The 12594-nt window shown below is 39.4% G+C and carries 18 protein-coding genes and 1 pseudogene; 4 read left to right on the top strand and 15 right to left on the bottom strand.

All coding sequences use genetic code 11. The features are described 5' to 3' along the window. Positions 1-185: 185 nt before the first annotated feature. From VF500_RS25090 to VF500_RS25075, 4 genes are all read right to left on the bottom strand, one after another. Positions 186-392: a hypothetical protein gene (locus VF500_RS25090; protein WP_330862300.1), complete on the bottom strand. Its 207-nt coding sequence runs from the start codon at positions 390-392 to the stop codon at positions 186-188. A 63-nt stretch (positions 393-455) separates the two neighbouring features. Then, the gene (locus VF500_RS25085) at positions 456-932 is read right to left on the bottom strand and encodes a hypothetical protein (protein ID WP_330862299.1); all 477 of its coding nucleotides are present in this window, start codon (positions 930-932) and stop codon (positions 456-458) included. Positions 933-1311: 379 nt separating this feature from the next. After that, on the bottom strand, positions 1312-1755 hold the full coding sequence (cynS, locus tag VF500_RS25080; protein ID WP_330862298.1) for a cyanase: 444 nt from the start codon (positions 1753-1755) through the stop codon (positions 1312-1314). A gap of 687 nt (positions 1756-2442) precedes the next feature. Beyond that, positions 2443-3693: a DUF2130 domain-containing protein gene (locus VF500_RS25075; RefSeq protein WP_330862297.1), complete on the bottom strand. Its 1251-nt coding sequence runs from the start codon at positions 3691-3693 to the stop codon at positions 2443-2445. A gap of 162 nt (positions 3694-3855) precedes the next feature. Between VF500_RS25075 and VF500_RS25070 the strand changes: the two genes are divergently transcribed. Continuing rightward, a complete protein-coding gene (locus VF500_RS25070; protein ID WP_330862296.1) occupies positions 3856-4254 on the top strand; it encodes a hypothetical protein in 399 nt (132 codons plus the stop codon). Between the two features lie 174 nt (positions 4255-4428). Continuing rightward, entirely contained in the window at positions 4429-4644 is a 216-nt protein-coding gene (locus VF500_RS25065) for a hypothetical protein (protein WP_330862295.1), read from the top strand. A gap of 83 nt (positions 4645-4727) precedes the next feature. Here VF500_RS25065 and VF500_RS25060 read toward each other — a convergent pair whose 3' ends face one another. The 3 genes from VF500_RS25060 to VF500_RS25050 all read right to left on the bottom strand — a co-directional run bounded on the left by VF500_RS25060 (position 4728) and on the right by VF500_RS25050 (position 6940). Beyond that, positions 4728-5303 carry a YceI family protein gene (locus VF500_RS25060; RefSeq protein WP_330862294.1) on the bottom strand — a complete coding sequence of 192 codons (576 nt, stop codon included), beginning with the start codon at positions 5301-5303 and terminating at the stop codon, positions 4728-4730. A 177-nt stretch (positions 5304-5480) separates the two neighbouring features. Continuing rightward, positions 5481-5702, bottom strand: coding sequence for a YdeI/OmpD-associated family protein (locus VF500_RS25055; protein WP_330862293.1), 222 nt, complete (start codon positions 5700-5702; stop codon positions 5481-5483). 419 nt (positions 5703-6121) lie between these two features. Continuing rightward, positions 6122-6940 carry an alpha/beta hydrolase gene (locus VF500_RS25050; RefSeq protein WP_330862292.1) on the bottom strand — a complete coding sequence of 273 codons (819 nt, stop codon included), beginning with the start codon at positions 6938-6940 and terminating at the stop codon, positions 6122-6124. Positions 6941-7163: 223 nt separating this feature from the next. Between VF500_RS25050 and VF500_RS25045 the strand changes: the two genes are divergently transcribed. Together VF500_RS25045 and VF500_RS25040 are read left to right on the top strand one after the other, a co-directional pair. Then, positions 7164-7985: an N-acetylmuramoyl-L-alanine amidase gene (locus tag VF500_RS25045; RefSeq protein WP_330862291.1), complete on the top strand. Its 822-nt coding sequence runs from the start codon at positions 7164-7166 to the stop codon at positions 7983-7985. 267 nt (positions 7986-8252) lie between these two features. Continuing rightward, positions 8253-8903 carry a hypothetical protein gene (locus tag VF500_RS25040; protein ID WP_330862290.1) on the top strand — a complete coding sequence of 217 codons (651 nt, stop codon included), beginning with the start codon at positions 8253-8255 and terminating at the stop codon, positions 8901-8903. Between the two features lie 55 nt (positions 8904-8958). On the opposite strand, the gene VF500_RS25035 is transcribed toward VF500_RS25040, so the two are convergent. The 8 genes and pseudogenes from VF500_RS25035 to VF500_RS25000 all read right to left on the bottom strand — a co-directional run. Continuing rightward, positions 8959-9357 (bottom strand): GNAT family N-acetyltransferase, encoded by a 399-nt coding sequence (locus tag VF500_RS25035; protein WP_330862289.1) that lies wholly within the window; start codon positions 9355-9357, stop codon positions 8959-8961. Between the two features lie 166 nt (positions 9358-9523). Continuing rightward, the gene (locus VF500_RS25030) at positions 9524-9895 is read right to left on the bottom strand and encodes a DMT family protein (RefSeq protein WP_330862288.1); all 372 of its coding nucleotides are present in this window, start codon (positions 9893-9895) and stop codon (positions 9524-9526) included. Positions 9896-9988: 93 nt separating this feature from the next. Then, complete coding sequence (locus VF500_RS25025; RefSeq protein ID WP_330862287.1) at positions 9989-10615, bottom strand: hypothetical protein; 627 nt, start codon at positions 10613-10615, stop codon at positions 9989-9991. A 301-nt stretch (positions 10616-10916) separates the two neighbouring features. Then, positions 10917-11132, bottom strand: a complete 216-nt coding sequence (locus VF500_RS25020) for a hypothetical protein (protein WP_330862286.1) — start codon at positions 11130-11132, stop codon at positions 10917-10919. Positions 11133-11258: 126 nt separating this feature from the next. Continuing rightward, entirely contained in the window at positions 11259-11474 is a 216-nt protein-coding gene (locus VF500_RS25015) for a hypothetical protein (RefSeq protein WP_121230069.1), read from the bottom strand. 106 nt (positions 11475-11580) lie between these two features. Further along, the gene (locus VF500_RS25010) at positions 11581-11862 is read right to left on the bottom strand and encodes a YciI family protein (RefSeq protein ID WP_330862285.1); all 282 of its coding nucleotides are present in this window, start codon (positions 11860-11862) and stop codon (positions 11581-11583) included. Between the two features lie 39 nt (positions 11863-11901). After that, positions 11902-12285: a VOC family protein gene (locus tag VF500_RS25005; RefSeq protein WP_330862284.1), complete on the bottom strand. Its 384-nt coding sequence runs from the start codon at positions 12283-12285 to the stop codon at positions 11902-11904. Between the two features lie 4 nt (positions 12286-12289). Then, positions 12290-12594 (bottom strand): annotated as a pseudogene (locus VF500_RS25000) (TetR/AcrR family transcriptional regulator); the annotation flags it as partial.

The following is a 12594-nucleotide window of genomic DNA, read 5'->3' as shown; positions in this document are numbered from 1 at the left end:
GCATAGTGCAAATAAACCTGCATTTCGGCAGGTGTTAACGCTGATGCATCAATAGATCTTAACTTCATTCAAATTTTATTTAAAGCTTAATCAGCCTGACAGCTATTTTTTTGATCTGGTATCTAACATTCCGGGTTGCAGCCATGGACCTCGCTGCCGCAAGCGCCCTCGCTTGTGGCCCGCGTTCAGGTCATACCCATGACATAGTTTAAAAAAACTGTCATCCTGAGGCACGAAGGATCTTCTTCAACAAGCATGGCTGTTATACAGGGCGAAGAAGATGCTTCGTGCCTCAGCATGACAGCGGGGCAAATGTCATTTCCCACGCTGCCGCAAGCGTCCTCGCTTGTGGCAGCGTTCAGATCAATAGCATGATCCGTAACTGTAGACATAGCATGATTTCCACAAGCGAGGACGCTTGCGGTAGCCTTAGGTCTTCAACATGACGAGTTGTGCTACGGATGTGCCTTTTTCCCGTCCGCCATCAAAGCGTTCAATTCTTTTTGAGATTTTGCATTGGCTTGTTTTGCCTGCGCTATGACAAGATCCAACTGTTTATATTCAGGCGTACCCATTTTGTATGTGCCCCCAACTGGACAGACACCATTAGGGCACATTGTCCAGCTTAATTCTGTACTGGATTTTCCGTTGTCGTAACGCTGTATCATAAAAGCATCCCGACGCTCTGCTTTAAAGTTAACATTAACCTTTTTAGAATTAGTTTTTTTAGGGCTTTTAACCTTCGAGAGTTTAACAACAAATAATTGCTGCGAAAGAAGTACTTCCCGCTCTTTTTCTACCGTGACGTTTGAATCTGCCGGAAGCTTATCGCTTCTCATCGCATAAATACCGCTACAATTATACAAAATAAAAAACAGGGTCATTAAAAATAAGCCGATGGGTACGGCAATAGTTTTTAGTATAGGTTTCATTGTGACTTGGTTTATGGATATAAAAGTAGCGCATTGTTGCCGGGTTTACAACATGATAAATATGTACTCGGCTGACCGCGGAACACGCGGCACGCGTGCACCAGCTTTGAAGCCGGAGCGTTTTAATTTAACTACTACTTTTTCGGTATAGCGAAAGTGGAAACGAACGAATATTTTTAACGCTAATAGAGAACAAAAATTAGTTTTAGTTAAATGCCCCAGTCAGCGAGTGAGAGGGGCATTTTGATTTATATTCAATGTAACTCAAAAGCGAGCAAGCTTACAGTAGCATTGCCCATTTATAGCTTTAATTGCAGATTGAGAATCAGGAAAAAAGGTTGAAGTTATCCTATCGCCAACCTTCGACCAGGATAAAGATTTACCACTTTTTAAACGGTAGGAATTTGCCTTCCATCACTACTTTAACGCGGTCGCCGGCAGGGTTTTCAACTTTGCTGATATCCATGGTAAAATCAATAGCGCTCATGATGCCATCGCCAAACTGCTCATTGATGATAGCCTTTAAGGTTGTACCATAAACCAGCAACAATTCATAAAAACGATATTGGGTAGGATCTTTGGGAGGCATTTGATCTAATGAGCCTCTGTCGGGGATCTCTTGTAGGGAAATCACCAATTCGGCATCCAGTTCAAGCAGTTCACCAATCTTTTCAGCCTCCTGTTTTTCCATTACCGCCTGTCCATGCAGCGCGAGGGTTGTCCATACCAAACTTCTTCCTATAGCATCGGCCAGTTCCTGGTATTTAACCTGTTTGTTTTTGATCTGCCTGATGATGATTTCAGTTGCTATTGTCCTATTCATTTTGCTTTTCTTTTTTAAAGTAAAATTAGCAGTTAACCTACTGTAAACCATGGCATTTTTCAGGCAAGCAGTGGTACAAATCAACGATTTTTATTATTTGGCATATAACTCAATCCAACTCCGGCAACAAAACACCTTCAGCTTTAAACGCTCACCGGTCGAAATTATGCTTCGCTAAACTTCGACCAGCCTACCACCGGCTGACGAAGCTACGCTTCGTCATATATATAGAAAAGGACAAAACTAAACTTCTTGGCTTTAACCAATGGTGGCAGTACTTTGTCACCATCAAAACTCTAAGCCCCGGTCTTATCTAAAAAGCATCAAAAAAATGGATAAAACACGCTCAAAAATCAGCACTTATTTTCAGCAAAAGTGAAACACCCAACAGATACCCCATAAAGTTTTAAATACTGATTAACAATGGTTTAACCACGTTTCACACAGAAGACTAATCCTCTGATTATCAGGCAATAGTATTTTTTACCCGTTCCGTTGTTTCACTCTCAAGAAATGGAACACATGAGTTTTTCAAAAAAAGGAGTTCCTCACTTTTTTCATTTTTTTTCGGGAATCAAAAAATTGGGACACCTTATTTGTTACAATGATAAGGAAAGTCACGAGGACTCAGCCCTTAATCCTCCACTGCATACTCGCGTCAGTCAAGTCAATATAGTTAACTCAACATTACTCCAGCAGCAACGCATCCTCGTCGTCAGTAAGGTTAAGCTGGATAGTATCATTTCCCGCAATACCCTCAATACTGCCGCGGATATGGGCGGCGCTTAGCAGCACTTTGTCCAATTGCTTCTCGCGGGCCTTCCAAAGCTTTTCCATGGCATCACGCTCGCGCTGGATGGATTGGCGCATACTCATATATCCCTCGCGAATAGCCTTCCACTGTTCCGAAAACTCACTGCTGGTAAGGTAATCATACAGCAGGTGCATTTTATCGCCTTTATTATCCTGCGATTTGGACAAGTTCGACAACTTCATTACCCCATCCCTTAAAATGTAGGATACCGCCTTTACCTCATCAAAACTACAGATCCAAACGCCATCACGTTCGCCAAAGCAATCCATGCCCTTCGGGTAGCATTGGGTTACAATAACGGCTACATCAACACCCATACTCCGCATATCCTTTTTTAGTTTCTCGATCCAGTCCATCGAAAAAGCATTGGTGCGCTTGCTTTCATAAATAATGCGGCCGCACTCCTGTCCAAATTGGTTGCGTACGGTTTGAACGCAGTCGGCACCACGCACGCCCTTCCCTACTTCGCTTATAATATCAAATGGGAAATAATTGCGCAACAGTTCTTCCAGTATCAGTTCCTGGGCTTCGCCCTGTAGTTGCATGGAGCCTTGTTCGGCTTTGCGCTTCATTTCATCGGCCAGTTTCTTTTGGTCGTCAAGCTGTTTTTCGAGCTCTTTAACCTTGAGCTGGTATTCGGTATCTTTTATGCTGTGGCGCTCGGCTTCCTGCTTGCGGATCTGATCTGTAAGTTCATTACGCTGCTCCTGCAATTTACGCTGAACTGCAAGCTCCATTTCTTCTTCCTTTTGCTTCAGCTGGCTTTCGCGCTGCAAAAACTCCAGTTCTTTCTGGCGCGATAGTTTTAGTTTTTCTTCAGTTTCGGCGGCAGAGTTCTTGAGCAGTACAAGCCGGTTCTCAAAATCCTCGCTTATGGTTTTGCGCAGGTCACCTTCAAGCGTTTGCTGCAATTGCTTTTTCTCGTTGTTAAGCCTTTGCTCAAAAGCGGTCTGCTGCTGCCGTTCCTTATTTAAAAACTCCTCGTCCTTTTTACGGTATTCCTCCTCTTTTTGACGGGTATAATCCATCATTTTAACCCTGAGCTCTTTCTTATACTCTTCGGCCATTACCTCTTCTATCGGAAAACCGAACCCGCAACTTGGACACTTAACTTCTGTAGCCATATTATTAAAAAGGAAAGTATTTCCTGTAAACCAAAGATAGGATTTTTACGTTTAGCACATGAAAACGGTAACGCCAGGCTTTATTAACATTATTGTAACAAAATGAAACTACAATGATAACAATCTATTGCAAATGCCGTTTATAATACCGAAGTTTATAACATGCAGATATTGAGAATAGGAAAGGTAATGTGGAGTCATGATTATGACCTGGGCACATTAGGGTTGGCAAATGACGGAGGAGCATTATTTGCATTTACCCCGCCACCTCACCATTACAACGGCGAAATCATACTTACCCCTAAAAGCATAGTACTTGACGGCGACAGCTATGAACATATTCCGCTTGATAGCCTGGAACAATTATATTTAGGCTTTGATGAGGTTTACAAACGTTCGATGGTGCGCAGCAATGGCTTATTCTGGCAACCGTTGAGGTTACGTTACAGGTTAAAAGAGGAATTGATAACATTATACCTTATTGTTGATCACACCCTTTTTGGAGCTAAAAATCAATTGTGGTTCAATACACTTAAGCAACTGCTTTCCCGAAAACATTAAGTTAATCGCCTTCACTCCCATTTATTTTACCGGCAACGCCTTCTTAAACTAAGCGACTGACCAGCAGGCTACTAATACAGGTTGTAGAAATACCTAATAACCGGTAGTCCATAAAAAGAAATATAGTAGCATATTTGCAGTGCATTACTTACTCTAACACCATTATCACTTTTTATGAAAAAACTCAGTTACCTGAGGCTGTTCTCTTGCTTGCCCCTCATCGCTGTCATTATTCCGGATGTAACCGAAACTTTTATCAATCCGGGTTTCAAATTACCCTTTTTTCACGTCATGGCCGGTGCGGCCCTTGCGACTATAATCGGCACCTGTACATTAATAATCCGCTATCAAAAAAAGCAGGAATTAAAATTACAATACCAGCATTCTTAAAGCACAGATCATCCACTGCCTGTATATAAAACAAAAAAACGGCGCGGGTTATCCGCGCCGTTCCTGTTAATATATTTTCGCAATTATTTGGCTTTGCCAAACTCGCCGTTAGCTTTGATAGTTACTTCGTCGCTTACTACAGCGCCGGGAAATTTCGAACCGAAGTTAAAGTCAGAACGGTTAATAGTACCTGTTAGTTGGAAACCTGCATCATCAGCTTTGCTCATTGGGTTTTGGATAGTACCGCGGTACCATAAATCAAATGAAGCTGGTTTAGTTACACCATGTAAAGTTAAGTTACCGGTAAGTTTGTAGTGCTTATCAGATGTTTTGGTTATAGCAGTACTTGTGAAAGTAAGAGTTGGGTAATTAGCAACATCAAAAAAGTCAGGGCTTGAGATGTGTTTATCGCGCTGATCATTATTAGTAGTTACTGTTGCTGTTTGGATACTGATCTGGAATTTAGCATCGCTAAAGTCAGGTTTTGTAGTAGTGATAGTAGCATCATAGCCTTTAAATTCGCCGTCAACATCAGACACCAATAAGTGGGTTACTGTAAATTTAACGTTTGAGTGAGCTTTGTCTACAGTCCAAGTTGTTTGAGCTGATGCTGCCGTGTACGAGAATGCTGCTGCTAACAGGATAAGAATCTTTTTCATTGTTTTAATTTTTAAATTTCTTTTTTTGTTTTGATTTATGGCTCAAAAGTATACAAATGATCGGGACTTTAAACAAAATAAATGTTTAAACATCTTTTTATTAAAATCGGATGACAATATACTACCATTTTAGTAGAACTTACAAGAGTAATAAGCTATTTTTGAGAAATTTATAGCTTATGTTTTTAAAGTTTTTTGTTTGTTGCGAAGCATGACCATGGCCTTATCGGCCCTTACTTTACGGGTTGCCTCTTGCTTGGCCGAACCAACCCAATCGCAATAACCTTGTTTGTACGACTTAGCGAGGCTTTCAAAAAATTCATTGGCTTCAACATCGCTGTCAAGCAATACCTGTAATTCGGCTGGCGTGCCCTCAATATGTTCGCCGGGTTTAAGCATGATCTTTTATCGTGATTTGTTTCCGGCTAAATATAATATTAATTGGGATAAACATCCGGTTGAAAAACCATGAATATGGCCAGTAAAATCACTATCAGAAATGAGATGGCTAAAAGCGTATCAACAAGCAGCCTTTTGTTTTTTGATTCCATATTACTATTAATTAAACAGTAAAAGCCGCAGGTTAGCTTATGATTGAATATTGTAGAAACGGTATCGGCTTATTATTATTATAAGGTGATTAGTTAAAAAACGTATGTAACTCAAATTTTATAAAACCTAAAACAGACAAAATTGTTAATAGATGATAATTGAGATTCACTAAAATTAAGTAATTATGTTTGATGGACCGGTGTAATAACCGGGCCATCTTTTTTAAGCCTCTACACTAATAACTATCATTGGCCTAAATCATCGTTTCAACGGCGATGAAATGGCTGCTCAAAAAAATCCTCAACCTTTTTATTAAACTCATCGGCATGCTCAACCAATGTCCCATGACCTGAATCAGGCAGGATCCATAAATAAGCATTGGGGATATTCTCGGCTATCTGAACGGTGTGGGTTGTTACGATGAGGTCATGATCACCGGCAATAATGAGCGACGGGCATTTAATAGCTTTCAATGCCGATAGTTTAATATTGGGCTCCTTATAATCAAGCATAAAGATCTTCCGGTCGTTCTTTTCTTTAGCGGTGATAAAATGATAATCCTTTTTGGCGACGTATTCTTTTTCCATATCCTTCCATAACGAAGGGATAAGGGCAGTAGAATCGGGCCAAAGGTTAGCACCTGTTGAGGCCAGTTTAATCACTTTTTCAGGGTGCCGCATAGCCATCACCAGAGCATTGATGCCACCATCGCTCCAGCCTATCACATAAGCCGAATCAATGTGCATTACATCAAGCAAAGCAGCAAAATCATCGGCCATCATTTCAAAAGTAAGTGAATCACGTGGATCAGTCGATTTACCGTGCGCACGGCTGTCAACAGCTATAACCTTGTACTTCTTAGCAAAATAGGGGATATTCTTTTCGAAAGCGTTGATACTGCCACCGTTGCCATGTATCATTAAAAGGGGCTTACCTTTACCATAAACTTCGGTATAAAGCTTTATACCCCTTACATCATAATACTTACCGGCAGCGGCATTATCGCCGTAAACAATACCTTTTTGCTGGCTGCATGCCATAAAAGCCTGGCATACGAGTACAACCAATAACAGTTTTTTTATCATGATCGGCACGATTTAAGTTCATTAAATATACATAGATAATGCACAGTTTAAACTTTCGTTACGGAAGTGCTGCAATTAATTTAAAAATAGTGCTGTAAATCAAACATGTATTATATTTGCGCACTTTAATTAAAGTGTTTTTTAAACCATACGGTTAAAACAATATCATACCTGTAACTATTATAGAATGAAACGTTTATAAACCTGTATACATATATTGTTCATGCCTGCTGCCTTTCCTAAAAAATACAAAACTATCGCTTCGTTTTTTTCCCTGCTATGCATGCTTTTCGCTGCCAATTGTTTCGGGCAGCAGAGTACAGCAGCAGTACCAAATCGTTTCAAATTTAAAACGGTTATTATCGATGCCGGGCACGGGGGCAAAGACCCCGGATCGCACGGGGCATATTCAAAAGAAAAAAACGTTTCATTAAGTATCGCCAAAAAGTTAAGGGATGCCATAAACGATGAAATGAACGGTATCAAGGTGGTAATGACCCGCAGTACCGATGTTTTTATTGAGCTGCATAAACGTACTGATATAGCTAACGATAATCACGGTAACCTGTTCATTTCCATCCACTGCAATTCATCACCGCAGCGTAAAGGATCATCAAGGGGAACCTTGTTGCTCGTGTATGGTTTTCACCGCAGTCAGGAACAACGTGAGGCCCTGCGCGAAAATGCTTCCATATTTATTGAAAAGGATTACAAGGAAAAATATAATGGTTATGGCGATGATGCAGCAGTGAATACCATTGTACTTAACACGTTTCAACAAAAATACAGGAAGCAGAGTATCCAGTTTGGCGACCTGGTAGACAACCAGTTTCGTAAAAGCAATGGCAGGCATAGTTTGGGCGTAAAAGAACAAGGGGTTTTGGTATTGGCTCAAAGCGGTATGCCTGCGGTACTGGTAGAAACCGGGTTTATCAATAACCCATCCGACGAAGAATACCTGAATTCGGCGAGCGGACAAAATGAAATTGTACGGTCGATCTTAACCGCGCTCAAGCAATACCGAAATAATTTGGAAGGGAACTGATAGCGATCGATATATCCAGCATCGCCCCTACTATCTCGAAGCTTAATTAACCATGACGCATCTTGGTGATATTTATTATTGACATTGAAATATTTATTTCAGCACCACAATAAAACAATCAGCTTTAACGGGCTTTTATAGCTTATATTATCGGTTTAAATCCAAGTAAAAATTTATTTTATAATTATTATTTAAAGCGATTTTTGCCAAAATATCTTTTGTGTTTCGCCGTTTCAATGGCTCAACAAAACCCAAACACAAACACAAATGAAAAAAATCCTTGTCTTAATCCCTGCATTTTTATTGGCGTTTCAAATCTCAAAAGCCCAAACCGAAAAAGGTTCACAAACCATTGGCATTGATGTTCAATTTACACATCAGAAAACATCAGAGAACATCATTCGGCCAGGTGTGGATACCTATAATTCTGATTTTAAACTAACGAATTTCAACATCGGCCCCACTTACAGTTACTTTATCGCTGATAAACTTGATATCGGCACAAGCCTTACTTATGTTTACGCTAAGTTAGACAATCAAAATACCAGTTACTCCAGCATCCAAACCTCACGCCAATACGGTGCTAACATCTTTTTACGTAAATATTTTATGTTTGGCGATAAATTTGGCCTACGTGCCGGCCCTTATCTTGGATATTCCCGTTATAATTATAAAACAAATAACGACGGCGCTATAACCACGAATAAAAGTGACAACTATATTGCAGGCGCAAATTTGGCGTTGGTTTATTACCCGGTAAAAAAACTCGGCATCTCGGCCATGCTGGCTAATCTCTCCTATCAGCATAGTAAGCTAAAAGATGATACAAGGCAGACTGGAAGCGGCGATAACGTTAATTTCAATGTGATCAATGATGGTTTAGGCCTTTCTGTATTCTATGTATTTGGCGGTAAATAGGTGCTAAATTTCGGGGGCAGGATGATAAACATGTAGCTTACATCCTACCCTCTTTTTATTTTGCCCGATGGATAATAAACCCATTATGAACGGTTTCCATCCCCACTTTAGGATAATACTCCATGGCAGTAGTAGCCGAAAGCAGCAAAAGCATAGTTTCATCGCCAATGGCCTCTTTGGTTAGTTCAATCAGCTTTTTACCGATCCCAGCTTTTTGATAATCTTTTGTAATCGCCAGATCCGAAAGATAGCAACTATAGCAAAAATCAGTAAGTGCACGAGAAACTCCCACCAGTTTATCGCCATCCCAGGCGCTCACCACAAGGTTTGAGTTTTGATACATCCTGGCAATCCGTTGCGCATCATGTGTTGGGCGTTTCAACCCGGCTGTATCATAAAGTTCTATAATTTGCTGTGCCGATGGTATTGCACCTGTTTTATAAGTTATTTCCATACTGCTATTAAATTGTTTATATCCAAATGTAAATAGCCGTTGTATTTTATAAATAAGCCAGGATCAAGAAAGCAGGTAGTCCAGCAGTGGAAATATGATATAAAAACGAAGAATGGTGATATGTTTTGTAGGACTATTCAGCCATTTTAGGTAGATGCCCTTTCAATCACCATTTTTTAAAAATCACAAATACGGCCAACACAATAAGTCCGAAACCTACCAAATGGTTCCAGCCCAGTTTTTCATTTTTGAAAAGTACGGTTGTAAATATCATAAATACCGTAAGGGTGATGGCTTCCTGTATGGTTTTTAATTCAACAAGGGTAAAAGGACCGCCATTTTCTTTGAAGCCGCCTTCGTTGGCCGGTACCTGGAACAGGTATTCAAAAAAAGCCAGTCCCCAGCTTATCAATATAATAGCTATTAGGCTTAGGTTTTTACCCCATTCGTACTCTTTAAACTTCAGGTGCCCATACCAGGCAAATGTCATAAAAGTATTAGATATAAACAGGAATGTAACAGTACGTAAGCCCTTCATTAATGAGAATTTTTGGTGTAAATATCAATAAATTGAGATTGATAACACCGGCAAGTGCAAATTGTTATGAGTAATGCTATAACAATTACTAATTTAAAACTTGAACACCAGCTCAGCACCAAGTGACAGGGAATTCCAGTTTTGTTTCCCGGAGGCATCACCTAAAGTTAGTTTTTGAGAAAAGAAATTATACTTTGATTCGATACTGACACCTAATTTAGGAGTTATCGGAAATATTACCCCAACTTTAGGAGCATAATATAACGATTGCGACCATTTATCGTAAACAAAAGGATCGATACCATCAATTTCATAAGCCACAGCAAAATCAGTAAAATACACCCCTAAATTTACACCGCCATAAACCCTGAAATTATCTGCCACATCAATATTATAAGCAGCGCCGCCATATGCAGCAATTACGGGCATATCGGCATAATATGTGTTTGCCGTTGAACTGCTGCCCTCAATTGTTTCAGAAATAAAATAATTATCAGGCTTAAAATTCATGTACCCTAAGCTTAAACTTGCTGTAAACGGGCCTAAAAACTTGTAAACGCTGGCATTAAAATTAATAGCAGGCTTAAATGTATAGTTAAAGTTACCTTGTGGTATATCAACACCTGTACCTGCAGCCACACCCCAGCCATCGCTAAAATTAACTGCGCCACTCCCCCCGCCACCATAAGTTAAAGCTCTGGTTGAACGATGCTGCGCCATAACAGATTCAACACAACAAAACAATATAACTATTAAAAATAGCTTGAAACAGATATTTGATTTTTTCATGAGGAGGAAGTACACCCTGCAGGGAGATTTTAGATAGTGGTGTTTAGGGTTCATTACCCGTAAAAATAAAAAAAATAAAGACAACCGGAACACTAAATTAATTTCATAACAATGTAAAGGCCATAAAAAAGCCCGGATTTGAAATACCGGGCAATGGGCATTATGATATTGGGGGTTATAATGGATCAATATTATGAAACTTCAGGCCGCAGGGGACTGAACAGGTAACTTATTACTGTAACTGCGGGTCAGGCGGATTACCTATTTTTCGGATATAGGCTATAGCCAATGTACACACAATTATAAAAAGCAATAAAAAACACTCAATGTAAATATGAAAAGGTGAAATATCTTTAAAACGGCCAACTATAAAAGTAGAAATATCAGGCAGCAATAAGCCAACCAATGGAAAGCCTGCAAACATTCGTAAAATCGCCAATTTTTCCATAACATTTAAGGTAAAAGTTTAATACGTCTAATTTACAACTTTTAAGAATAATAAAAAATAAATATTTACTAAAAAGCAATAAATATTTTCGATATGGTTAATGATTATTTATATAATTCAGATGCATCAGAGTTTATAATACTCCTCTATTGAACGGCCAATTTCCTGCAAAGGGATCAAATGATCTCCAAAGCGATGCTCAATGATCTCCCAATAACCTCTTGTTAACCTGGTTATGGTGTAAAAAGCCGAGTAGTTTAATACACTAAAGGTAGTTTTATTAGCAACCGAGGGAATAATTTTGTAGGTTCGTTTATTAACTTTTAGTTCAAAAGGTTCCATAGGCATCCGTTTACACAAATCTATTGTGTAGCATACAGATATGCAAGGGTGATACACCCCGTATTTTAACCCATTTTACGCTACGTATTTTTACCTATAAAAAGGGTTAAAATGGCATTGCTTTTACCAATTCAAGTACTTTGTGTTTTATGGCCGGGTCATTTTCGATGATCTGCACAAGTTCATTATCATCTGATACAGAAACTATTACAAAGTTTTTATCCTGGTTCCAGAAATTACCGCTTATAACTACTTTACCGTTGCTTTTAAGATCATTGTAATAACCGACCCTGTCGGTTAAACATTGTTCATTATCTGCCGGGTTACTAACTTCTTCAAAAAAGAGCATCACGTGATGCGGATCTTTATAGGCTGATGCATGTACCATAAGTTGACTATTTTATTTAATACTTAATTATTAAACTGATTAAGCTAAACAAGTAACCTCTGTTAATATATTACCCGGAGCATTAAAATAAAACCCAAAACCACCACGCAAAGGTGCCGGAGCTTGCGTTACAGCTACTCCCCCTTTTACCAGCCGGTCATAAACTTCGGCAACTTGTTCATGGCTGTCAACCAAAAAACCGATATGAAAAGCATCGGGGTAACTGTTATTGCCATTCCGGTTAAAGGTATCAGCCATAAGCACCAGGACAAAACCATCCTTGCCTTCCATTACGGCCAGCATATTATTACCTTTTACGCCAGTACATTTAAAATTAAAATATTGCTCAAAAAATTCGGAGCAGGCGGCAACATCGGTCACCGGCAAATTAACATGATTAAGTTTAATAGTTGTTGCTGACATATTATTAAGGCTTTAATGCTTTTAAAACCAACCCCAGTGCTTGTTCCATCAGTTTATCATCCAATTTAAAACTGCTGTTCACATAGCTGTTGCCCTGGTTATGAAATTTGATAAGCTGATAAAGAGGCGCATATGCTACCGCCCAATAAACCTCAAAAGGCAGTGGTATCAGTTGCTGCTTTTCTTCTGCATTACGCATAAATGCGCCCAGTACCTGGCCAAAATTAACGGTAAGCATAGCGGTTACTTTTTCATAAAAATGTGTATAGCGCATAATTTCAATAAACTCCATATCTAACGGACATTGCA

The sequence above is a fragment of the Mucilaginibacter sp. genome (assembly GCF_036383575.1).
Lineage (GTDB): Bacteria > Bacteroidota > Bacteroidia > Sphingobacteriales > Sphingobacteriaceae > Mucilaginibacter.
The sequence above is the reverse complement of the archived record's forward strand: the minus strand, read 5'-3'. Positions and strand labels throughout refer to the sequence as shown.

Bases quoted from the DNA above. Each gene is read 5' to 3' on its own strand.
- VF500_RS25075 (WP_330862297.1), bottom strand. From the start codon at position 3,693: ATGGCTACAGAAGTTAAGTGTCCAAGTTGCGGGTTCGGTTTTCCGATA.
- VF500_RS25020 (WP_330862286.1), bottom strand. From the start codon at position 11,132: ATGGAAAAATTGGCGATTTTACGAATGTTTGCAGGCTTTCCATTGGTT.
- VF500_RS25025 (WP_330862287.1), bottom strand. From the start codon at position 10,615: ATGGCGCAGCATCGTTCAACCAGAGCTTTAACTTATGGTGGCGGGGGG.
- VF500_RS25060 (WP_330862294.1), bottom strand. From the start codon at position 5,303: ATGAAAAAGATTCTTATCCTGTTAGCAGCAGCATTCTCGTACACGGCA.
- VF500_RS25090 (WP_330862300.1), bottom strand. From the start codon at position 392: ATGTCTACAGTTACGGATCATGCTATTGATCTGAACGCTGCCACAAGC.
- VF500_RS25005 (WP_330862284.1), bottom strand. From the start codon at position 12,285: ATGTCAGCAACAACTATTAAACTTAATCATGTTAATTTGCCGGTGACC.
- VF500_RS25015 (WP_121230069.1), bottom strand. From the start codon at position 11,474: ATGGAACCTTTTGAACTAAAAGTTAATAAACGAACCTACAAAATTATT.
- VF500_RS25030 (WP_330862288.1), bottom strand. From the start codon at position 9,895: ATGAAGGGCTTACGTACTGTTACATTCCTGTTTATATCTAATACTTTT.
- VF500_RS25035 (WP_330862289.1), bottom strand. From the start codon at position 9,357: ATGGAAATAACTTATAAAACAGGTGCAATACCATCGGCACAGCAAATT.
- cynS (WP_330862298.1), bottom strand. From the start codon at position 1,755: ATGAATAGGACAATAGCAACTGAAATCATCATCAGGCAGATCAAAAAC.
- VF500_RS25055 (WP_330862293.1), bottom strand. From the start codon at position 5,702: ATGCTTAAACCCGGCGAACATATTGAGGGCACGCCAGCCGAATTACAG.
- VF500_RS25065 (WP_330862295.1), top strand. From the start codon at position 4,429: ATGAAAAAACTCAGTTACCTGAGGCTGTTCTCTTGCTTGCCCCTCATC.
- VF500_RS25045 (WP_330862291.1), top strand. From the start codon at position 7,164: ATGCCTGCTGCCTTTCCTAAAAAATACAAAACTATCGCTTCGTTTTTT.
- VF500_RS25040 (WP_330862290.1), top strand. From the start codon at position 8,253: ATGAAAAAAATCCTTGTCTTAATCCCTGCATTTTTATTGGCGTTTCAA.
- VF500_RS25010 (WP_330862285.1), bottom strand. From the start codon at position 11,862: ATGGTACATGCATCAGCCTATAAAGATCCGCATCACGTGATGCTCTTT.
- VF500_RS25085 (WP_330862299.1), bottom strand. From the start codon at position 932: ATGAAACCTATACTAAAAACTATTGCCGTACCCATCGGCTTATTTTTA.
- VF500_RS25070 (WP_330862296.1), top strand. From the start codon at position 3,856: ATGCAGATATTGAGAATAGGAAAGGTAATGTGGAGTCATGATTATGAC.
- VF500_RS25050 (WP_330862292.1), bottom strand. From the start codon at position 6,940: ATGATAAAAAAACTGTTATTGGTTGTACTCGTATGCCAGGCTTTTATG.